This is a genomic window from Salinicola lusitanus (assembly GCF_038648475.1).
In the GTDB taxonomy this organism is placed as follows: Bacteria; Pseudomonadota; Gammaproteobacteria; order Pseudomonadales; family Halomonadaceae; genus Salinicola; species Salinicola lusitanus.
In genome coordinates, this window is record NZ_CP151919.1 from 2840201 (window position 1) to 2860727 (window position 20527).

The following is a 20527-nucleotide window of genomic DNA, read 5'->3' on the forward strand; positions in this document are numbered from 1 at the left end:
CGTGAAACAACAACAAGTCAACGCGCAGTATTCACTTCCCCTGGTCAAGATTCGCACCGTTGCGGTCGACATTCCCAAGAGCGTCCCACCGGCACCCCAGAAGATCCGGGACTTCCGGCCGCAGAGCGTCTCCCCGGCGCTGATACGCAAGGCCCTGCTGGATGAACATCAACGGTGGGTCGGAACGCCTTACGTGCTCGGCGGAACGACGCACCGTGGCATCGACTGCTCTGCGCTGATGCAGCACATATTCGGTGAAGCCTTCGCTTTCGAGCTGCCGCGGACGACCGAAGAACAGGTTCTGGAAGGTAACCGGATCGCGGAACAGAATCTCAAGGCAGGGGATCTGGTCTTCTTCCAGCCGCCTGGACCCTACAACCATGTCGGCGTCTACGTGGGCGACGGCTACTTTCTTCACGCCTCCTCGTCGCAAGGGGTGAAGCTGTCTCGCCTCGATAACGTCTACTGGAAGCGATATTACTGGCAAGCGCGCCGTCCGGTCGAACGAACGCAACTGGCTCAGCGGGTCATGCTGGCCAAAGAAGGTTGAATCGGGGCAGGCCGCGCGCTGGGGATCCCCGTCGCGATCTCGCCCCGGTACCCGTTCCACCGGGGGCGCGGCATCGGGTCGGCGCAACACGAGCATGAAAAAAGGGCAGCCTCCTGGCTGCCCTTTTTCGTGGAGGGCGTACCCCCACCGATCGAACTGGCCTCCGGCGGGAGGCCTGTTCGACGATCAGTGCTCGTGACCACCTTCGCCATGGACGTGGCCATGGGACACTTCTTCTTCGGTCGCTTCCCGCACTTCGGCAATCTCGACATCGAAGTTCAGCTTCTCGCCAGCCAGGGGGTGGTTGCCGTCGACCGTCACGGTGTCGCCTTCCACCTTGGTGACGGTGACCATCAGCGGTCCTTCCTGGGTCTGAGCCTGGAACTGCATGCCGGGCTCGACAGCGTCAACGCCCTGAAAGGCGTCCCGCGGAACTTCCTGGACCAGTGCCGGCTGGACTTCGCCGTACCCTTCGCTCGGCGCGACGGCGACCTGAAGCTTGTCACCGCTTCCGTGGCCCTCGAGTTCTTTCTCGAGCCCCGGAATGATGTTGCCCGCACCGTGTAGATAGGTCAGCGGATCGCGACCTTCGGAACTGTCCAGGACCTCTCCTGCATCATTGGTCAATGTATAGTGGAACGCGACCACGGAGTTCTGGGCAATCTGCATCTCGGAACCTTTGCGTTTGTGCATGTCTGTCACATCCTAACGCGCCACGGCCTTCCTGTCAGGTCGCAATGACCGTGAAGTCGGGCCGATCGGGCGCTTATCTCGAACGGCGTCCCTGGTAGTTGCGCCACTTCGAGGGTGTGGTTACCCTGACGTCACGACCAATTACCGTGATTTTGCGGCCGAGGAGAAGTTCGTCATGACCGTGTTCGTCGTTTGGCTCGTTGCCTTCGCCGTTTTTCTCTTTTTACTTCTCAAGGCTTGGGATGGGGCGCTTGGCGCGATGGTCAAACGCCGGTTGCCGACCCAGTTGCAGGGGGAACCCGCCCAGGACCGCTGGGTCATGTCGACCGCGCTGGCGGTGCTCGGCGCGACGTTCATCATCAAGCCGGTATCCATGCTCCTGACCTTGATTCTGCTGGCCATCGGGATCTGGGTGGGGCTGCGCGTCGCCTGCTGGGCGGTGCGCAAAGCCAAGCTGCACTGAATAGGGTCTTGGTCGCCTGGAGCGGCCCATGCAGGTAGACGGGCGATGCCGACGGCATCGCCCGTCGTGATTTCTGGATCCGCGGCCTAGAGCCAGGTGGAGAGGGTGATCGAGCCGAATTGATCGCCATCGTCCTGGGTCTCGAACTCGTGAGTTCGCCACACCGAGCTGTAGGTCAACTGCCAGCGATCCCAGGATACGGCGAGGCCGAGTTGGGCATCCCCCACCCAAGGCCGTCTATCCACGGAGTGGCTGTCCTCGAAGGTGTTGCCGTCGAGCAGCATGTTGTAGGCCATCAGCCGACCCTCGAGGTTGGCGAACAGGTACCAGTTGAAGCCGCTATCCTTCTCGAAGAAAACCCTGCTGCCTTGAGAGGGGGCCACGGCCGGCACGCCGAAGCTCTCGTCCAGCCCCTGCCCGATACGCAACCCCAAGCCGGTCGCACCATAGGTGTAGAGATTGCCGACGGCCAGGCCGACCGACGGCCCGTATTCGGCTTCCAGGGCTCCCAGGTGGCCCTGTTTCCACCAGGCGGTCTGGTAGGCGACATTGACGAAGGGCTCGTTGTGCAGCTGATTGTGCCAGCCCTCGGCTTCGTCGCTGCCGACCAGATGGTGAAAGTTGTTCTGTACCGTATGGCCCCCCGCTCCCGGGCCGACAAGGCCGACGTCGAAATACACGCCACTGGTACGTCGCCATCCGCTCAACTGCTGGTCATCGAACAGGGAGAGTCCGGCGTAGAGGACACCGGCGTAGGGGCGATCGTTCTCGATCAAGCCTCTCTCGTCGATGTCCTCCGGCGTATAGATCTGCTGTCCGAATCGGTAGGAGGCACCATCCAGCGAGGCGGCACTCCAGCCAGGAATCAGCTCCGCGAGGTCGCGGGTCCAGTGGTCCCGTGAAGGTCTGAAGGACCAGTCGGCTTCGATACCGTTGGTGTAGTGACCGTCATCGCCGCTGGCGAAGATATCGTTTTCCGACTTCAGTGTCAGGATGCCATCCGCCCACGCGGTGCTGGAAATGGCCGCCATGGTTATGGCAAGGCCGGTTCTCGACCAGAGTTGTCCCTTCATGTTCCGCCTTATTCCCTTAAAACGAATGATTGAATCTGCGGGACATACAATAGCGTACGTAAAACCTCGAGAACATAGAAAATTAGTATCACGCTAACAGAAAGCGGCGCCCTGGGGCGCCGCTGGCATGGGATCTGGCTGTCGTCCTGCGATCAGTAGGGGGCGACGCTGACGCTGGAGCCACTGGCGACCAGCTTGACACGTTGGCCGACTTGCCAGTTGCGGTCCGCCTTCTGGACGACCACGACGTTCTGGCCGCTGTCCTGGCGAATCTCCAGTTCGTAGCCATCGACGCGGTCGGTGGCCTGCTGGATCTTGCTGCCCGCCACCGTGCCACCGAGGGCGCCGGCCGCGGTCGCGATCGTGCGGCCGGAGCCACCGCCGACCTGGTTGCCCAGCAGACCGCCGATGACCGCGCCGCCCAGGCTGCCCAGCACGCTCTCGCCGTTGCCGCCCTGGATCTGTACCGGACGCACCGACTGGATGGTTCCATAGCTCACGGACTGCGCCGTGCCCGCTTGATCTCCCCGGTAGACGTCACCCGAGTAGGTCGAGGTGTTGGTACAGCCCGCCAGAGCCAGCAGGCCCATGACCAGTGCGGGGGCGATGAGTCGTTTCATGATGATTCTCCTTAACATCCAGGTATGGCTTCGTGCCCAGTACATTAAAACAGTGTTCTAAAACTAGTCCAGTGCTAATGAGTCCTTCGGCACTGTACCCAGCACGGATTGAGTGTAGGAGCCACTGGCAATTCCTGCCTCTCACTCCTGGTGATCCCGGTCGCTGTCGGCGAAGCCCAGACTGCCGCTGTCGACGAGCGTTGCCAGCAGGCGCGCGCCGTCTGGATGGGTGAGCGCACTGGCATCTATGGGCGCGTTCGACGCCAGCAGCCGGGCCAGCTCGAGCGGGCAGTCGACGGCGTCTCCGTCGACGAACAGGGTGGCGTTGGCCTCGTCCAGGCGGTGCCAGGCGAAACGCGAGCCGAGGCTGCGGGCCAGTTCGTCGCCGCCCTCGAGCGCGGCGCGCAGCGTTTCCGGTGCGGTAGGGGAGTCTGCCGGGGCCAACTGATCCAGATACTTGGGCTGCGTCATGGCACGCCCGAACCATTGCGCCATCTGGTCGGGTCGGTCGATGACGTCCAGCAGTAGCCGGCGCACGCGGGCCACGGCCTGCTCGTCCAGTTCGCCCGACGCGAACGGTGGTTGCAGGTCGGGGTCGGCATAGCGTTGGCCGTCGCCGAGCTGTTCACCGATGTAGTCGGCGAAGGAGGTGACGATCTCGTCGGCGGAGGGTGCCCGGAAACCGATCGAGTAGGTCAGGCAATCGTCGGCTTCGCTGATACCGTGATGAGCCACGCCGGGGGGAAGGTAGAGCATGTCGCCGGGCTCCAGTACCCACTCCTGGTCGGCCTGTACGGTGAAGTCTTCGAGGATGCGCAGGTCGATCCCGTGGATCAGCCGGGCATCCGCGCCGGGGCTGCCGCCCAGCTGCCAGCGCCGGCGTCCGCTGGCCTGCAACAGAAAGACGTCGTACTGGTCGACGTGCGCGCCAACGCTGCCGCCTGGCGGCGCATAGCTGACCATGATGTCGTCGAGTCGCCAGCTCGGCAGAAAATCGAAGGACGCCAGCAGTTCGGCGACTTCCGGTACGTAGTGGTCCACCGCCTGTACCAGCAGCGACCAGCCGCTGGCGGGCAGGCGCGCGAAGGTCTCGTCGTCGAACGGGCCGTGGCTGACCTGCCACGCCTTGTCCGGCCCTTTCTCCTCCACCAGCCTGGCTTCGATTCCCTCTTCACAGGCGAGGCCGGCCAGATCGTCCGGTTCCAAGGGCGAGACGAAGTCGGGAAACGCACCGCGAATCAACAGCGGCGATTTCTGCCAGTGCTGACTGAGGAACTGGGCGGGGGTGAGGCCACCGAGCAGCGTACGTGGCTTGTTGGCGGACGTCATGTCGGTCTCCTGGACGAAAACGTGTACGGCGCGCTCAGAGCGCCTTGGCCTGATCGATGGCGTTGCCGATGTAAGTCGCCGGCGACAGGGCCTTGAGTTCGGTCTTCACCTCGTCCGGCAGCGCCAGCGTGTCGATGAAGGCGGCAAAACCGGCCTGGTCGATGCGCTTGCCGCGAGTCAGCTCCTTGAGCTTCTCGTAGGGCTTCTCGATCCCGTAGCGGCGCATGACGGTCTGGATCGGCTCGGCCAGCACCTCCCAGCTCTGGTCGAGATCGTCATCGAGACGCTGGGGGTTGGCTTCCAGCTTGCCGATACCCTTGAGTGCCGCTTCGTACGCGATCAGGCCGTAGGCCAGGCCGACGCCGAGGTTGCGCAGCACGGTGGAGTCGGTCAGGTCACGCTGCCAGCGGGAGATGGGTAGCTTCCGGGCCAGATGATCGAGCAGCGCGTTGGCCAGCCCCAGATTCCCCTCTGAGTTCTCGAAGTCGATCGGATTGACCTTGTGCGGCATGGTGGAGGAGCCGATCTCGCCCGCCACCGTGCGTTGCTTGAAGTAACCGAGAGAGATATAGCCCCACACGTCGCGATCGAAATCGATCAGGATGGTGTTGAAGCGGCTGATGGCATCGAACAGCTCGGCGATGTAGTCGTGGGGTTCGATCTGGGTGGTGTAGGGGTTGAACGTGAGGCCGAGCGACTCGACGAAGGTGCGGGCGTTCTCGGCCCAGTCCACCTCCGGATAGGTCGCCAGGTGCGCGTTGTAGTTGCCGACGGCACCGTTGATCTTGCCCAGCAGTTCGACGGACGCTATCTGCTTGAGCTGGCGCCTCAGGCGATAGGCGACGTTGGCCATCTCCTTGCCCAGCGTGGTGGGGCTGGCGGTCTGGCCGTGCGTCCGTGACAGCATCGGCTGTTCGGCATGCTGGTGGGCCAGATGGGCGATCGCATCGTGGACTGCCTGCATCGTCGGCGTCAGGGCATCGAGGCCGTCCCGCATCATCAAGGCGTAGGACAGGTTGTTGATGTCCTCGCTGGTACAGGCGAAGTGCACGAATTCCGTGATCGCGTGGAGCTCCGGCTGATCGGCGATGGCCTCCTTGATGAAATACTCGACCGCTTTCACATCGTGATTGGTGGTGCGCTCGATGGTCTTGATGCGCTCGGCATCGGCCACCGAGAAATCACTCACCAGGGTGTCCAGAAACGCCTGCGCCTTGGCGGAAAGCGGCGGCACCTCGACGATGCCGGGATGGGCCGCCAGACGTTCCAGCCAGCGGACCTCGACGGTCACGCGCGCCCGGATCAATCCGAACTCGCTGAAATGTTCGCGCAGCGGGGCGGCCTTGGCGGCGTAGCGGCCGTCGACGGGGGAAAGGGCGGTCAGTGCGGAGAGTTCGATCATCGTGGGTTCCCGAGACATCGCGCGAGCCAGCAGCTCGCGATTGAGAGATTCGTGCGGCTCGATTCATGGGCTCGACGTCAGTGAGCGTCGAGCTGCCGCAGGGTGCGCCGGATGGCGCTCCGCTGGAAGATCAGGCGCCAGCGGCGGCCCCCTTGCTGGTGCCAGAGGAGGGCGAAGCGAACGCCGGCGAGCAGGGCCGTGCGGATGCGTTCCGGCATCATTCGACTCTGCAGCAAGCTGGGTTCGCCCTGGACCACGATCCGATAGCGGAAGGTGGAGAGTGTCTCCTGGTAGAGCTCGCCGAGGCTCGCGATCACGTTCTCGTGGGTTTCGCCGAAGTGCTCGGCCTGGCCCTGGACGCGCCCCAGCCGTTGGCCGAGAGTCTCCATCATGGCGCTGTCCTTGCGTAGCTTCTGCATCAGCAGCACCATCGAGAAGCCGTAGCGCATGACAGCCGGCTGCGCGCTCTGGCGTGACATGACTGCCAGCAGCGTGTCGATGCCCAGACGCAGGTTGTTGTGGTGGCCGCCGTAGATCGACTCGAAACTGGGCGGGTCGGTGTCCAGCGTGGCGTGAATCAGGGTGTTCCAGGCGCGCTCGTTGCACTGCCCGGTGCGGGCCAGTTGATCGACGACGGATGCCGCCTGGAAGACGCCGGCCAGGGCCAGTGCCTGTCGGCCGTTGCTATCGAGCGGTGCCGATTGAATAGGCGTCGGGTTCATGCCGAGCGCTGGCTCCCTGTCATGGCGGAGGGGGTGTCGGTGAGTTCGGCGACGGCGGCGCCATCGTCGGTTCCGGTGGCGCGAATGACGGCGCCGCCCAGGCAGACTTCGCCATCGTAGAGCACCAGCGACTGGCCTGGCGTGACCGCACGCTGTGGGGTATCGAACCGGACCTCGAGTTCGCCGTCGGCCAGCAGCGTCACCTCGCAGGGAACGTCGTGCTGGCGATAGCGGGTCTTGGCGCTCAGGCGCGACGCCTCGGGGGGTGTTCCCGCGATCCAGGCTGCCGGCTCGCAGTAGACGACATCGCTGTAGAGCAAGGGGTGTTCGCCCTGAACGACCACGAGGACATTGCGCTCGAGATCCTTGGCGGCCACGAACCACGGATCCTCGCTGTGGTTCCTCAGGCCACCGATGCCCAGGCCGCGTCGCTGGCCCAGGGTGTAGTACATCAGCCCCATGTGTTCGCCGATCGGGTCACCTTCAGGCGTTTCGATCCGCCCGGGCTGGGCGGGTAGATACTGCTTGAGGAAGTCGCTGAAGCGCCGCTCACCGATGAAGCAGATGCCGGTGGAGTCCTTCTTGCTCGCCGTCGCCAGACCGTGGCGCTCCGCCAGGGCCCGCACCTGCGGCTTCTCCAGCTCGCCGACGGGAAACAGCGTCCTCTCGATGGCGGCACCGGGGACCGCGTGCAGGAAATAGCTCTGGTCCTTGTTGCCATCCAGCCCCTTGAGCAACCGAGCCCGACCGTCGTCGTCGAGCCCTCTTCGCACGTAGTGGCCGGTCGCGATCAGGTCGGCGCCGAGCATTTCGGCGTAGTCGAGAAAGACTTTGAACTTGATCTCGCGGTTGCACAGGATATCCGGGTTGGGCGTGCGCCCGGCCTGATACTCGGCAAGGAAGTGTTCGAAGACGTTGTCCCAGTATTCGGCGGCGAAGTTGGCCGTGTGCAGCTTGATCCCGAGGGTCTCGCAGACCGCCTCGGCGTCCGCCAGGTCCGCCATGGCGGTGCAGTACTCGGTGCCGTCGTCCTCGTCCCAGTTCTTCATGAACAGGCCCTCGACGTGGTAGCCCTGCTCCAGCAGCAGCAGCGCGGTCACGGAGGAGTCGACGCCGCCCGACATGCCGACGATGACTTTCCGGGGGCCTTCGCTGGATGAGTGCGCGGTATCGCTGATTGCGCTGGCTGTGGTCATGACGTTTTCCGGGGCAGGTGAGGGCGGGTCGTGAGACCCTGCGCGCCAGTGGCAGTGCCCGGCGAGCGTGCAGGATCCGAATCAACGACCGACTCGGATGAGCGGCCCGCGATTATAGCCGAAAGCGGGGGATCGCATCGAGCCCATCGACAATTTCCCGAGGGCTGGGCGTGTGGTGACAGGCGGCGAGGCCGATTCCGCTTACCGATCAGCGCTCGCGAATGACATCGAGCGGGTAGCGGCGACCGTCGCGCGTGTCGCGCAGCCGCTGCATCACGACCGGGCTCCTCAGCCGGTGGCTGCGGTCGAGATCGTCGATCTCGTCGAAGGTGAGCCAGTGGGTGCCGATGATGCCTTTGTCCAGCGTATTGCCCAGATGGGCCAGTGGCAGGCTGAGGAACGCATGGCTGTGGAAGGTGAGGCCATCCGACGTCTGGTGGACGTAGAGCCCTAGATAGTCGGTGATGGCGACCTGCCAGGCAGACTCTTCGCGAACTTCTCGCTCGGCGGCCGCGATCAGGCGCTCACCCCGTTCCAGGTGGCCCGCGGGTTGGTTGAACAGGCTGAACGGGCCGCCGCGATCCTCCTCCACCATCAGGTAACGACCTGCTCGCTCCACCACCACGGCAACGGTCACGCGAGGCGTCCAACGGTTCATGTCATCATTCTCCCGACTCGATGCTCTGCCCTCGACATCCGGCCGTGGGACTCCAGCCGATCATACCCGGTCTACGCCAATTCGAAAGCCCGCTATCGGATTGGTGGGCCGGACGTCTGCCTGTTTCGCTTCGATTCAGCGCTTGCGGGGGGAGTTCGAGCGCCGGTTCGCGTCGCGCCCAGGCGGGCGCCGGGGGACGTTCACCGTCTCGCTGCGCCAGTGGCCCGACGGCAGGTCGCCGAGCCGCCACGGTCCGATGCCGACACGGATCAGCCGCAGGGTCGGGTGACCCACGTGTGCGGTCATCCTGCGTACCTGGCGGTTGCGCCCTTCGCGCAGTTCTATCTCCAGCCAGGTCGTCGGCACCGAGGGCCGGTAGCGCACGGGAGGATCGCGGGGTGGCGGCTCCGGTGGCGCCAGCCTTCTGACCTTGGCCGGGCGAGTCGGTCCGTCCTTCAGGATGACCCCCTCGCGAAGCGCCTTCAGGGCGCTCTGGTCCGGCTCGCCTTCCACCTGGACCCAGTACTGCTTGGGCAGCTTGTGCCGGGGATCGCTGATACGGTGAATCAGCGCGCCATCTTCGGTCAGCAGCAGCAACCCCTCCGAATCGTAATCGAGACGACCGGCGGGGTAGACACCGGGCACCTCGAGGCAGTCGGCCAGCGTTCGGCGCCCATGAGCATCGGTGAACTGGCAGAGCACGTTGTAGGGCTTGTGCAGCAGATAGATTCGGCTCATGGCGCGTCGCCCATGCTGGTTCTGGCCGGCTCTCGGGGCGCTCCCGGCGCGTCGCGCCATGGCGGGCGGCGGCGATCGAGACTATTTTCAGGGAAGGCTTGCATACCGGCTCCATCGGCCGCATCTTCAAGGAACTTCGGGTCTTCAACGGTATCCAATACCTCATCGAGTCCCGGCTTGCCGTATCTGAGCCGATGCATCCAGGGATTCATCCTTACTATGTCAGAGATCTCAAACAGAGTGTCGCCTTACCTTGCCAGGGAGCCGGCCCGCACGGGTATGACGCGTCCTCCCGACCCTGAACACGACGAGCAGGGTGATGTTGCCGAACAGGTGTCGGATCCGCAACTGGCGCCGCCGCCGATGTACAAGGTCGTGCTGTACAACGATGACTACACCCCGATGGAGTTCGTCGTCGAGGTGCTGCAGCGATTCTTCGCCATGGACAGCGAGAAGGCGGTTCAGATCATGCTGGCCGTCCATACCCAGGGGAAGGCGACCTGCGGCATCTTCACCCGTGACGTGGCGGAGACCAAGTGCCACCTCGTCAATGAATATGCGAAAGAGTGCGAGCATCCTCTCATGTGCGACGTGGATGCCGCGGAATAGATGGCGGACACACATCGTCGACGCTTTTGTCTTCGAAGACTTGCGAAACCGCTGTTTGTGCCCGATTGTGAAAGTGCCGACCGACGCCCTCAGTGGCTAAAAGGGGACTGCCATGTTGAGTAAAGAACTTGAACTCACCCTGAACACGGCCTTCACCGTGGCGCGTTCCAAGCGACACGAGTTCATGACCGTGGAGCACTTGCTGCTGGCGCTTCTCGATAATGCCTCGGCAGCCGACGTGCTGAATGCCTGTGGGGCGAATCTGGAAAAGCTTCGTGCCGATCTGCAGGATTTCATCAATTCCACGACACCGTTGATTCCCGAAGAGCAGGAAGACCGGGAAACGCAGCCTACGCTGGGCTTCCAGCGCGTGCTGCAGCGCGCGGTCTTCCACGTGCAATCCTCCGGCAAGAGTGAGGTGACCGGCGCCAACGTACTGGTGGCGATCTTCTCCGAGCAGGAGAGCCAGGCGGTCTACTTCCTCAAGCAGCAGAGCGTGGCACGGGTGGATGCAGTCAACTACATCGCCCATGGCATCTCCAAGGTCGCTGGCCATGGCCAGGCCCAACAGCCCTCCCAGGAGTCCGAGGACGGCGAGGAGGCCGCCGGGGAAAACGGGCAGAGCCCGCTCTCCAACTACGCCACCAATCTCAACGACCAGGCCCGCCTGGGCAAGATCGATCCGCTGATCGGTCGTGACCACGAGCTCGAGCGGGTGGTGCAGATTCTGGCCCGTCGACGCAAGAACAACCCGCTGCTGGTGGGCGAGGCCGGCGTCGGCAAGACCGCCATCGCCGAAGGCCTGGCCAAGCGAATCGTCGAGGAAGACGTGCCGGACGTGATCGCCGATGCCGTGGTCTACTCGCTGGACATGGGCGCGCTGCTGGCGGGCACGAAGTACCGCGGCGATTTCGAGAAGCGGTTGAAAGGGCTGCTGGCCGAGTTGCGCAAGCAGGACAATTCGATCCTGTTCATCGACGAGATTCACACGGTCATTGGTGCCGGCGCGGCATCGGGCGGGGTCATGGATGCCTCCAACCTGCTCAAGCCGCTGCTCTCCTCCGGCGAGCTGCGCTGCATCGGCTCGACCACGTTCCAGGAGTTCCGTGGCATCTTCGAGAAGGATCGAGCGCTGGCCCGTCGTTTCCAGAAGGTCGATGTGCCGGAGCCGACCGTCGAGGATACCATTCGCATTCTCAAGGGGCTGCGAGGCCGCTTCGAAGAGCATCACCAGTTGAAGTACACCGATGGCGCGCTGGAAAGCGCAGCCCGCCTGGCCGATCGCTATATCAATGATCGTCACCTGCCGGACAAGGCGATCGACGTGATCGACGAGGCCGGCGCGCACCAGCGCCTGCTGCCCCCGGAAGCGCGGATCGCGACCATCGATGTCGATCAGGTCGAAGCGGTGGTGGCTTCCATTGCGCGCATCCCGCCGAAGAGCGTTTCGACTTCGGACCGCAAGCTGCTCTCGAACCTGGAGCGCGACCTGAAGATGCTGGTATTCGGCCAGGACGAAGCGATCACCAGTCTGTCGGCGGCGATCAAGCTCTCTCGTGCCGGTCTCAAGTCGCCGGACAAGCCGGTGGGCAGCTTCCTGTTCGCCGGCCCGACCGGCGTCGGCAAGACCGAGGTCGCTCGGCAGCTGTCGCACCTGATGGGGATCGAGCTGGTCCGCTTCGACATGTCGGAGTACATGGAGCGCCACACGGTATCGCGTCTCATCGGGGCGCCCCCGGGCTACGTCGGTTACGACCAGGGCGGCCTGCTGACCGAGGCGATCACCAAGCAGCCGCACTGCGTGCTGCTGCTAGACGAGATCGAGAAGGCGCATCCGGAAGTCTTCAACCTGCTGTTGCAGGTCATGGACCATGGTCGCTTGACCGACAACAACGGCCGCGAGGCGGACTTCCGGCATGTGATCGTCATCATGACCTCCAATGCCGGCGCCGAGCAGATCTCTCGTCGCTCGATCGGCTTCCAGACCCAGGATCACTCGACCGATGGTATGGAGGTGATTCGCCGGACCTTCACGCCGGAGTTCCGCAATCGCCTGGACGGGATCATCCAGTTCCACGGTCTCGAACCATCCATCGTCCGCAACGTCGTCGACAAGTTCCTGGTCGAGTTGCAGGCTCAGCTCGATGAGAAACGGGTGCAGCTCGATGTCGATGACGACGCCCGCGTCTGGCTGGCCGAAAAGGGGTACGACCCCGAAATGGGGGCGCGGCCGATGGCCAGGGTCATCCAGGAGAAGCTCAAGAAGCCACTGGCCGAGATGATCCTGTTCGGCGACCTGGCCGAGAACGGCGGCATCGTCCACGTGCGGGTCGACAACGACGAGTTGCAGCTAGAGACCGAAGCCGAGCTGGCCTGAACCGGTCGCAACGGCACGATAACGCCTCGCCATGGCAACATGGCGAGGCGTTTTTGGATTCGTATCATCTCTGATTGCCCGCCTGACGGAGATAGAATATCAGGACTGTTCCTGGGGGCGGGAAGCCGTTCGGGGAAGGCGGAGCCGGGACAGGCTCGCGAATTAGCGAGAGCGGTAGACGATACGCCCTTTGGAGAGGTCGTAGGGAGTCAGCTCGACCTTGACCTTGTCGCCGGTCAGGATGCGGATGTAGTTCTTGCGCATCTTGCCGGAGATGTGGGCAGTCACGACGTGGCCATTCTCCAGTTCAACGCGGAACATGGTGTTGGGAAGCGTGTCGACGACGACGCCTTCCATTTCGATATGATCTTCTCGTGCCATATAGGCGATCCCTCTTGAACGTGTTGAGAACGGGGCTTGGTTTGAGGGCCTGACACGGCGCCTCGCGGTTGGCTATCGACGCGGAATGCCGCGAAAGGCATGGGTGCCATTCACGTCATCATCGAACCAGCCCGCCCTTGGGCCTCTGAAGTGCGCGATATTATGGGCTATCTCGCCAGGGAAGGCAAAAATCCGTCGTAAATCGAATGGATCTCGGCTCATGGCCTATCGCCAGGCCTGCGGTGCGGGAGCTTTCGAACCGGTGAATCGTCTCTCCACCGTTTGGCGCTACCGAGGCGGATCGCGGCGCCGAGTTCGGCCTGGCGCGGTACGGTCCATCCCCGTCATCACAGCGCCTTGGCGGGAACCATGCGCTGCCAGCGCCCCCCGTTGAGGTACTCCAGCGGTTGATAGTCCTGCTTGTAGCGCATTTTCTGGCAGGCCCGTATCCAGTAGCCGAGATAGAGATAGGGTAGCCGGCGCTCGCGCGCCAGCTCGATCTGGCTGAGTATGGCGAAGCCGCCGAGCGAGCGTCGCTCGAAGATCGGATCCGGGTCGAAAAACGTATAGATCGCGGAGAGGCCGTGGCCCAGGCAGTCGGTGGCGGCCACTGCCATCAGATGATCGCCCAGCCGGAACTCCAGCAATTTGGCAAAAGGGTGTGCCTGGGTCAGAAACATCCGGTACTGCTCGCGGCTGGGGGGAAACATGTCGCCGTCGGCGTGTCGGGCGCGAATGTAGCGGGCATATAATGAGTAGTGTTGCTCGTCGAATACCGTCGGGCGCCATCGCGTGGTGATATCCCGGTTACGGTTGATCAGTTTGCGCTGGGTCCGGCTGGGGGTGAAATCCTCGACCGGAATTCTGACGGAAGTGCAGGCGCTGCAGGCCTCGCAGTGGGGACGATAGAGATTGCTGCCACTGCGCCGGAAGCCCAGCAGGGTGAGGGCGTCGTAAACCTCGGGCGCGACCGTTTCCTCGGGGTCGAGAAACAGCGTCGTCGCCTCCCGTCCCTTCAGGTAGCTGCAGGGGTGGGGCACCGTCAGGAAGAAACGAAGATCGCGTGCCTGACGCTGCGGGTTGTTCGCATTGTCGCTGCTCACGGTGGCTCCGTTGGCCAGAGATCGGCCGGGTTGGGTAAGTTGACGTTGCCCTCAAGATAGTCGATGAACGTCTCCCGGGCGATGTCTCTGGCGCCCATGCTGGCCAGATGGGGGGTATGCATCTGGCAGTCGATCAAGGCGAAGTCGTGCAGTCGGAGTCGCCGCGCCAGATGGACCAGGGCGACTTTCGAGGCGTCGGGGACGTGGCTGAACATCGACTCCCCGAAGAATATACGGCCGATCGACAGGCCGTAGAGGCCGCCTACCAGCGTTTGCGCCCGCCAGACCTCGACACTGTGCGCGTGTCCCAAGCGGTGTAGCTCGAGATAGGCCTGCCGCATGGCATCGTCGATCCAGGTCCCCTCCGCGTCCGCGCGAGTCTCGGCGCAGGCCGTGATGACGCGCTCGAAGGCGTGATCGAATGTCACCGCGAAGCCACCGTTGCGGAGCCGTTTGGCCAGGCTTCTGCGGACACGTATCTCCTCGGGAAAGAGCACCATGCGTGGATCGGGGGACCACCACAGGATCGGCTGGCCCTCCGCGTACCACGGGAAGATGCCGCGGCGATAAGCGCTCAGAAGCCACTCCGACGTCAACGCACCCCCGGCGGCCAGCAAGCCATCCGGTTCATCCAGGGCGTGGGAGACCGGCGGGAAGGCGACGAGATGAGGTGGTAGCCAGGGCAGCATGCAGGGGACCCGATAGGAAAGCGATCCACAGCATAGCAAACACCGGAGGCGTGATCCTTGGCCTACCTTTGCCGAAAGAGGCATCAAGAATAGTTCAGCCATTGCCGATAGATTCTCGACTCCTCAACCTGTGGAAAGAATCATGGCTGCACTCCGACAACGCCTTCGTCATGCCAGCATCGGCACCAAATTGGCCATCATTGTCGCCCTGTTGCAGGTTGTCGTGCTCATGGGGCTGGCTTTCGCCATGGCTCAGGCGAGCACGTCGCAACTGCGCGAGGCCACGACTCGCGAGTTGAAAACCCAGCAGGACTCGATTTCCGCCATGCTGTCGCTGTTCGATTACAGTCTTCAGCAGCAGGCTGACCGGTTCCTGAGTATCTTCTCGGACCAGTACTCGGGACGGTTCGCACTGAGCCCGGACCAGAAGGTCGAGGTCTCCGGGCGTCAGACACCGACGCTCAGGGATGGACTCGAGGTGCTCAACGACAACACCTGGAAGCTCGATCGCTTCAGCGCGCAGACCGGCACGCCGGCGACGATCTTCGCCCGCGACGGCGACGACTTCGTGCGCATCTCCACCTCTCTCAAGGACCAAGATGGCAAGAGGGCGATGGGAACGCTGCTCAACCGGGAGTCCAAGAGTTACGCCAGGCTGATGGCGAACGAATCCTATATCGGACTCGCCAAGCTTTTCGGCACGCCTTACATCACCAAGTATCAGCCGATACAGGATGGTGACGGCAAGGTGGTCGGGGCGCTGTTCGTGGGGGTCGATATCAGCGCCGAGATGGCCCAGGTCCAGAATCGTATCCGCAAGATGGGGATTGGCAACGGTGGCTACACCATGCTGATCTCCGCCGACGGGGATCAGAAGGGGGAGGTCATCGCGGGTGGACCCTTCGAAGGACAGAATCTGTTGAATTCCGTGGACGCCGACGCCTTCGCGCCACTGTTCGCTCAGGAATCCGGCGAGATCAGTTACGTCTCCGGCAGCGGCGACAATCGCCTGGCGCTCTACTCCCGCTATCCCGAGTGGCAATGGATTATCGCCGGCTCGGTGTCGGTCGACGAGATCGAGGCCGGTGTCATCGCCGCTCGCGATCGCTTCCTGCTGATCGCGCTGGTGCTGGCAGCGGCGTTGAGCCTGACGCTCTACTGGATCGCCAAGCAACTGGTCACGAAGCCGATGAATCGCGCTGTCGGCCTGGCCCAGGCGCTGGCGGAGGGGGATCTGTCGCAGCGCATCGAGACGCGTCGTCGTGACGAGATCGGCCAGTTGGTCGGCGCCATGAACGGCATCGGCGACGGCCTCGAGCGGATCGTGGGGCAGGTGCGTCACGCGGTCGTGGAGACCGAGAACCATACCCAGGAACTGGCCTCGGGGAACGCCGAGCTCTCCTCGCGTACCGAGTCTCAGGCAGCGAGCCTCGAGGAGACCGCCGCCAGCACCGAAGAGATCAACGCGACCGTGCGCCAGAACACGCAGCGGGCGCAGGAGAGCGACGAGCAGACCCGGCAGACCGTGCTGGCCGCGGGCGAGGCCCAGAACACGGTCGAAGCCACGTCTGACGCCATGCAGCGCATCGTCGGGATGGCAAAGCAGATCTCCGAGGTGGTCGGCGTGATCGACGGCATCGCCTTCCAGACCAACCTGCTCGCGCTGAACGCCTCCGTCGAGGCCGCCAGGGCCGGCGAGCATGGCAGAGGCTTTGCCGTGGTCGCGCAGGAGGTTCGTGGTCTGGCCGAGCGCTGTTCGACCTCGGCGCAGGAGATCAAGGCGCTGATCGGGCGGACTGTCGACGAGGTCGACAACGGCAATCTGCGGGCTGCGGAGGCTGGGCAGCGGGTGTCGGAGATCGTGTCGCAGGTGGAGCGTATCAGCACCCTGATTTCGGAAATTCGTCTGGCTTCCGAGGAACAGTCCCACGGGATCGAGCAGATCAACCAGGCCATCGCGCAGATCGACGAGACCACCCAGAGCAATGCGGCGCTGGTTCGTCAGTCCAGTGCTTCGACCCAGCAGTTGAACGAACAGAGCCGACGGCTGGCGGAGACGGTCTCGGTCTTCCGGCTGCGCGACGGTTCGGCCCTCGATCGGCAGGGGGCGGCCCTGGGGTCTCCCGCCGCCAGTCTGACCCGACATGGTTCGACGGAGGAGCCGCTACCGGCTTGATTCGGCGTCGCCGATTCGATCGGCGCTCGACGCAACCCGCGCCCCCTGTGATGTCGGCGCGGGCCCCGGTATGATGGCGGGTTGAAAACACCGGGCCCGTCCTGGGGCCGGTCATTGATCGCCAATGCCGCGAGCGGAATGGAATGCCGCCAGCGGCGTGGCAGTTGACTGCGCTACGCCACGCCATACCGGGCGCGAGGGGGTTGATCATTTGAGTGCCAAGAGTTCGGCCAAGAAGAGCCGTCGTTCATCGACGCAAGCGCAAGCCAGGGAGCAGGCGCGCCACGTGATCATGCGCCTGCAGGGCGTGACTCGCGAGGGCGCCGTGATTCTGCTGCTCGCCATCTGCGTTTTTCTGCTGTTGGCTCTGTTCAGCTACACACCGACGGACCCTGGCTGGTCGCACAGCGGGCCGGACCAGTCGGTCTCGAACTGGATGGGCAAGATCGGCGCCTGGTTGTCCGATGTCCTCTATTCGCTATTCGGCGCCAGCGCGCTCTGGTGGCCAGGCATGTTCGGGCTGGGCGCCTGGCGACTGATGCGTCAGGCTCAGGTCCAGATAGCCTGGGACCCGATGGCGCTGGCCGTCCATACCGGCGGGCTACTGTTGTTGCTGATGAGCACGACCACGCTGGGTGACCTGCACTTCTACAGCGCTGCCAGTGACCTCCCCAATCAGGCGGGGGGCATTCTCGGTCGTGGCATTGCCAATTCCCTGACCGCCCTGGTGGGCGTGCGGGGAACCACCCTGATTGCCATCGCGGCGTTCATGTCGGGTTTCACGCTGTTCACCGGCATGTCGTGGTTGACGGTGATGGACGAGCTCGGCAGTTCGTTGAACCGACTGTTCCACTGGACGAAGTCACGGGCCAGCGAGCGCCGCGAAGCACGCCAGAACCGACGATCCGACAAGGCCGATGCCCGCCGGGACGCGGCCGAGTCGATGGAGCGGGATCGCCCAGACGACCGGGTCGATGCGGCCGTGGCGGACGAGGACGAACCGCCGGCCAGGACATCCTGGTGGGCCAAGTGGCTGCCATGGCACAAGGCGCCCGATCTGGAGCGCTGGGACCACGACGAGTTGGAGCATGCCCGTCAGTCACGCCAGGAGCCCGGCTGGGAAAATGTCGTCGGCGCCGGCGAGGGCCTGGAACATCGCGACTCCTCGATGTGGCGCCACGATGGCCGGACCGACATCCCGTGGGACGTGCCGGCGCGAACGCCCTCCGCCAAGCGCCCCGAGGCTTCCTATACCGCCCGTCAGCAGCGCGACGAAGCGCGCGAGCCGACGTTGGGCCGTCTGCCCGCGACCGACGCCGACGCCTCAGCGCGAACGATGGCGCGTGGCGAACCGGGGCGGCCGGCAGCCTCCGATTCGGTGACGCCGGGCCGGATATCGGCAACCGACGAACCCGCCGCCACGGCCGCCGACTCCTCGGCCGCGACGGCCGCGGCCTCGCAGGCGGGTTCGGCAGCCGACTCGACCGCTTCTCCGGAAAGGATGCCCTTCCGGGCCGACGTCACACGACGGCGTATACCCGATGCCTTCCAGGCCCCGGGAGAGACGGCTTCTTCACCGAGCGGCGCTACCGGCAGTGAAGCGCCGTCGAGCGAGGCTGCGCGTGACGACCTCGACGATCGTCGCCCCGAATCGCCGGTCAACGGGGTCTCGGCCCGCGACGACGATGCGCCGGTCCAGCAGTGGGGAATTCGCGCCGAGCGCCACGATCCGGCAACGGATCGGCATCACGCCACGATATCGCGGGACGATGCGCCCGAAGAGACGGTCGAACGCGCGGGCGAACCGGAACAGCCGGCGCATCGGCGCACCGGTGTCGACTGGAGCCATATCGAGGCGGAGAGCGGCGACATGCCGGCGGACCCGACGCTTTCCTCGTCCCTGGCCGATGAGGAGCCTCGTGTCGAGGGGGCGGCGCGGCAGCGCCAGGAGCCGCGTTTCGATGTCGCCGACGAAGAGCGGCATGACGCGGCCGGCCCGGTCTTGCCGGAGCGCCAGCCGCCGGCCGCGCCAGCGCCGCCCGTCGCTCGCCCCGATCCCGCGACACCGGCCGCGCCGAGTACGATACCGAACGGTGAAGGCCCGCTGGCCACCGCGGATCAGGCCAGAGCGGCTGCCGAGGACCAGCCGACGCTATGGACCGTCGAGCATCTGCAGAGCCAGCGTCCGGTGATGGACGATCTGCCGGAGCCGAGCGGTAATCTGCCGTCGATTCGTCTGACCACGCCCGCCGACCCCGAGCAGCCGAACTACTCGCCGGAACAGCTGGAAGACATGGCCGAACTGCTCGAGATGCGGCTGCGCGAGTATGGCGTCAAGGCGGAAGTGGTGGAGACCTGGCCGGGGCCGGTCATCACCCGGTTCGAAATCCGCCCTGCGGCCGGAGTGAAGGTCTCCAAGATCAGCAACCTGGCCAAGGATCTGGCGCGCTCGCTGATGGTCAAGAGCGTGCGCGTGGTCGAGATCATCCCCGGTAAACCGACCGTCGGGATCGAGATTCCCAATCCGCATCGGGCGATGATTCGGATTCGCCAGGTACTGGACTCGGACGTCTATCAGCATGCCGAGTCGCCGGTGACGCTGGCGCTCGGGCACGACATCGGCGGCAAGCCGGTGGTCGCCAATCTCAACAAGATGCCCCACCTGCTGGTGGCGGGCACCACCGGTTCGGGCAAGTCGGTGGGGATCAACACCATGCTGGTGTCGATGCTGCTCAAGGCGACCCCGGACGAAGTCCGAATGATCATGGTCGATCCCAAGATGCTGGAGCTCTCCGTCTACGACGGTATTCCTCATCTGTTGGCCCCGGTGGTGACCGACATGAAGGAGGCGGCCAACGCACTGCGCTGGTGTGTTGCCGAGATGGAGCGACGCTACAAGCTGATGGCGGCGATGGGGGTGCGCAACATCGCCGGATTCAACGCCAAGCTCGACGAAGCCGAGAGCCATGGGGCCCAGGTTCAGGACCCGCTGTGGGAGCCGCAGCCGTGGGAGATGCACCAGCCGCCGCCGACACTGGCGAAGCTGCCTTACATCGTCGTGGTGATCGACGAGTTCGCCGACATGTTCATGATCGTCGGCAAGAAGGTCGAGGAGTTGATCGCGCGGCTGGCCCAGAAGGCGCGGGCGGCGGGCATTCACCTGATCCTGGCCACCCAGCGGCCGTCGGTCGACGTGGTGACCGGGCTGATCAAGGCCAACATCCCCACCCGCATGGCGTTCCAGGTGTCGTCCAAGATCGATTCGCGCACCATTCTCGACCAGGGCGGTGCCGAGAACCTGCTGGGGCACGGCGACATGCTCTACCTGCCGGCGGGGGCCGGCATGCCGCAGCGCGTCCACGGCGCCTTCGTCGATGACGACGAGGTGCACCGCATCGTCGAGGACTGGAAGCGCCGGGGCGAGCCCGAATACATCGAGGAGATCCTCTCCGGGGGCGTTTCCGCGGACGCTCTGGCCGGGCTCGAGGCCGAGGGTGGCGGCGATGGCGACGATGCCGAGCAGGACGCGCTCTACGACGAGGCGGTGCAGTTCGTCACCGAGACCCGTCGGGCGTCGATCTCCGCCGTGCAGCGCCGCTTCAAGATCGGCTACAACCGCGCGGCGAGACTGGTCGAGGCGATGGAGCAGGCGGGAGTCGTCTCGTCCATGGGCAACAACGGCTCCCGTGAAGTCTTGGCGCCGCCCCCCGTCGGGCACTGATTCGAGCGGCCACGAGGAATTAAACCC

18 protein-coding genes are annotated in these 20527 nt (G+C 64.3%); 6 read left to right on the forward strand and 12 right to left on the reverse strand.

Going from position 1 to position 20527, the window contains the following annotated elements; genetic code table 11:
- Position 1 precedes the first annotated feature (1 nt).
- Positions 2-550 carry a C40 family peptidase gene (locus AAGT95_RS12715; protein WP_342594015.1) on the forward strand — a complete coding sequence of 183 codons (549 nt, stop codon included), beginning with the start codon at positions 2-4 and terminating at the stop codon, positions 548-550.
- Between the two features lie 186 nt (positions 551-736).
- On the opposite strand, the gene slyD is transcribed toward AAGT95_RS12715, so the two are convergent.
- Positions 737-1219 carry a peptidylprolyl isomerase gene (gene slyD / locus AAGT95_RS12720; protein WP_110601121.1) on the reverse strand — a complete coding sequence of 161 codons (483 nt, stop codon included), beginning with the start codon at positions 1217-1219 and terminating at the stop codon, positions 737-739.
- A gap of 199 nt (positions 1220-1418) precedes the next feature.
- Here slyD and AAGT95_RS12725 point away from each other — a divergent pair, with 199 nt between their 5' ends.
- Positions 1419-1706: a hypothetical protein gene (locus AAGT95_RS12725; protein ID WP_110600748.1), complete on the forward strand. Its 288-nt coding sequence runs from the start codon at positions 1419-1421 to the stop codon at positions 1704-1706.
- 86 nt (positions 1707-1792) lie between these two features.
- Here the strand turns inward: AAGT95_RS12725 and AAGT95_RS12730 are convergent, their stop codons facing one another.
- The 8 genes from AAGT95_RS12730 to AAGT95_RS12765 all read right to left on the reverse strand — a co-directional run bounded on the left by AAGT95_RS12730 (position 1793) and on the right by AAGT95_RS12765 (position 9444).
- Positions 1793-2779 (reverse strand): lipid A deacylase LpxR family protein, encoded by a 987-nt coding sequence (locus AAGT95_RS12730; protein ID WP_342594016.1) that lies wholly within the window; start codon positions 2777-2779, stop codon positions 1793-1795.
- Positions 2780-2931: 152 nt separating this feature from the next.
- Positions 2932-3399 (reverse strand): glycine zipper 2TM domain-containing protein, encoded by a 468-nt coding sequence (locus AAGT95_RS12735; RefSeq protein WP_110600753.1) that lies wholly within the window; start codon positions 3397-3399, stop codon positions 2932-2934.
- Between the two features lie 141 nt (positions 3400-3540).
- Entirely contained in the window at positions 3541-4728 is a 1188-nt protein-coding gene (locus tag AAGT95_RS12740; protein ID WP_342594017.1) for a cupin domain-containing protein, read from the reverse strand.
- A 34-nt stretch (positions 4729-4762) separates the two neighbouring features.
- On the reverse strand, positions 4763-6127 hold the full coding sequence (gene purB, locus AAGT95_RS12745; protein ID WP_342596532.1) for an adenylosuccinate lyase: 1365 nt from the start codon (positions 6125-6127) through the stop codon (positions 4763-4765).
- An 80-nt stretch (positions 6128-6207) separates the two neighbouring features.
- The gene (hflD, locus tag AAGT95_RS12750) at positions 6208-6852 is read right to left on the reverse strand and encodes a high frequency lysogenization protein HflD (protein ID WP_342594018.1); all 645 of its coding nucleotides are present in this window, start codon (positions 6850-6852) and stop codon (positions 6208-6210) included.
- Positions 6849-8048 carry a tRNA 2-thiouridine(34) synthase MnmA gene (mnmA, locus tag AAGT95_RS12755; RefSeq protein WP_342594019.1) on the reverse strand — a complete coding sequence of 400 codons (1200 nt, stop codon included), beginning with the start codon at positions 8046-8048 and terminating at the stop codon, positions 6849-6851. Before mnmA ends, hflD begins: the two co-directional genes overlap by 4 nt.
- A 208-nt stretch (positions 8049-8256) precedes the next feature.
- Entirely contained in the window at positions 8257-8706 is a 450-nt protein-coding gene (locus tag AAGT95_RS12760) for an NUDIX domain-containing protein (protein ID WP_110600760.1), read from the reverse strand.
- Positions 8707-8841: 135 nt separating this feature from the next.
- The gene (locus AAGT95_RS12765) at positions 8842-9444 is read right to left on the reverse strand and encodes a pseudouridine synthase (RefSeq protein WP_342594020.1); all 603 of its coding nucleotides are present in this window, start codon (positions 9442-9444) and stop codon (positions 8842-8844) included.
- Between the two features lie 279 nt (positions 9445-9723).
- Here AAGT95_RS12765 and clpS point away from each other — a divergent pair, with 279 nt between their 5' ends.
- Together clpS and clpA are read left to right on the forward strand one after the other, a co-directional pair.
- On the forward strand, positions 9724-10053 hold the full coding sequence (gene clpS / locus AAGT95_RS12770; RefSeq protein ID WP_232822337.1) for an ATP-dependent Clp protease adapter ClpS: 330 nt from the start codon (positions 9724-9726) through the stop codon (positions 10051-10053).
- 112 nt (positions 10054-10165) lie between these two features.
- On the forward strand, positions 10166-12430 hold the full coding sequence (gene clpA / locus AAGT95_RS12775) for an ATP-dependent Clp protease ATP-binding subunit ClpA (protein WP_110600764.1): 2265 nt from the start codon (positions 10166-10168) through the stop codon (positions 12428-12430).
- A gap of 162 nt (positions 12431-12592) precedes the next feature.
- Here the strand turns inward: clpA and infA are convergent, their stop codons facing one another.
- The 3 genes from infA to aat form a co-directional block, all read right to left on the reverse strand.
- Positions 12593-12811: a translation initiation factor IF-1 gene (gene infA / locus AAGT95_RS12780; protein ID WP_013332816.1), complete on the reverse strand. Its 219-nt coding sequence runs from the start codon at positions 12809-12811 to the stop codon at positions 12593-12595.
- 347 nt (positions 12812-13158) lie between these two features.
- Positions 13159-13914, reverse strand: a complete 756-nt coding sequence (locus AAGT95_RS12785) for an arginyltransferase (protein ID WP_110710137.1) — start codon at positions 13912-13914, stop codon at positions 13159-13161.
- The gene (gene aat / locus AAGT95_RS12790; protein ID WP_342594021.1) at positions 13911-14603 is read right to left on the reverse strand and encodes a leucyl/phenylalanyl-tRNA--protein transferase; all 693 of its coding nucleotides are present in this window, start codon (positions 14601-14603) and stop codon (positions 13911-13913) included. Before aat ends, AAGT95_RS12785 begins: the two co-directional genes overlap by 4 nt.
- A 142-nt stretch (positions 14604-14745) precedes the next feature.
- Between aat and AAGT95_RS12795 the strand changes: the two genes are divergently transcribed.
- Together AAGT95_RS12795 and AAGT95_RS12800 are read left to right on the forward strand one after the other, a co-directional pair.
- Positions 14746-16779: a methyl-accepting chemotaxis protein gene (locus AAGT95_RS12795; protein ID WP_342594022.1), complete on the forward strand. Its 2034-nt coding sequence runs from the start codon at positions 14746-14748 to the stop codon at positions 16777-16779.
- Positions 16780-17071: 292 nt separating this feature from the next.
- Complete coding sequence (locus AAGT95_RS12800) at positions 17072-20500, forward strand: DNA translocase FtsK (protein WP_342596533.1); 3429 nt, start codon at positions 17072-17074, stop codon at positions 20498-20500.
- Positions 20501-20527 lie beyond the last annotated feature (27 nt).

Excerpts from the sequence above, each read along its gene's own strand:
- slyD (WP_110601121.1), bottom strand. The coding sequence starts at position 1,219 with ATGCAGATTGCCCAGAACTCCGTGGTCGCGTTCCACTATACATTGACC.
- AAGT95_RS12725 (WP_110600748.1), top strand. The coding sequence starts at position 1,419 with ATGACCGTGTTCGTCGTTTGGCTCGTTGCCTTCGCCGTTTTTCTCTTT.
- AAGT95_RS12730 (WP_342594016.1), bottom strand. The coding sequence starts at position 2,779 with ATGAAGGGACAACTCTGGTCGAGAACCGGCCTTGCCATAACCATGGCG.
- AAGT95_RS12735 (WP_110600753.1), bottom strand. The coding sequence starts at position 3,399 with ATGAAACGACTCATCGCCCCCGCACTGGTCATGGGCCTGCTGGCTCTG.
- AAGT95_RS12740 (WP_342594017.1), bottom strand. The coding sequence starts at position 4,728 with ATGACGTCCGCCAACAAGCCACGTACGCTGCTCGGTGGCCTCACCCCC.
- hflD (WP_342594018.1), bottom strand. The coding sequence starts at position 6,852 with ATGAACCCGACGCCTATTCAATCGGCACCGCTCGATAGCAACGGCCGA.
- mnmA (WP_342594019.1), bottom strand. The coding sequence starts at position 8,048 with ATGACCACAGCCAGCGCAATCAGCGATACCGCGCACTCATCCAGCGAA.
- AAGT95_RS12760 (WP_110600760.1), bottom strand. The coding sequence starts at position 8,706 with ATGAACCGTTGGACGCCTCGCGTGACCGTTGCCGTGGTGGTGGAGCGA.
- AAGT95_RS12765 (WP_342594020.1), bottom strand. The coding sequence starts at position 9,444 with ATGAGCCGAATCTATCTGCTGCACAAGCCCTACAACGTGCTCTGCCAG.
- clpS (WP_232822337.1), top strand. The coding sequence starts at position 9,724 with ATGACGCGTCCTCCCGACCCTGAACACGACGAGCAGGGTGATGTTGCC.
- clpA (WP_110600764.1), top strand. The coding sequence starts at position 10,166 with ATGTTGAGTAAAGAACTTGAACTCACCCTGAACACGGCCTTCACCGTG.
- infA (WP_013332816.1), bottom strand. The coding sequence starts at position 12,811 with ATGGCACGAGAAGATCATATCGAAATGGAAGGCGTCGTCGTCGACACG.
- aat (WP_342594021.1), bottom strand. The coding sequence starts at position 14,603 with ATGCTGCCCTGGCTACCACCTCATCTCGTCGCCTTCCCGCCGGTCTCC.
- AAGT95_RS12795 (WP_342594022.1), top strand. The coding sequence starts at position 14,746 with ATGGCTGCACTCCGACAACGCCTTCGTCATGCCAGCATCGGCACCAAA.
- AAGT95_RS12800 (WP_342596533.1), top strand. The coding sequence starts at position 17,072 with ATGCGCCTGCAGGGCGTGACTCGCGAGGGCGCCGTGATTCTGCTGCTC.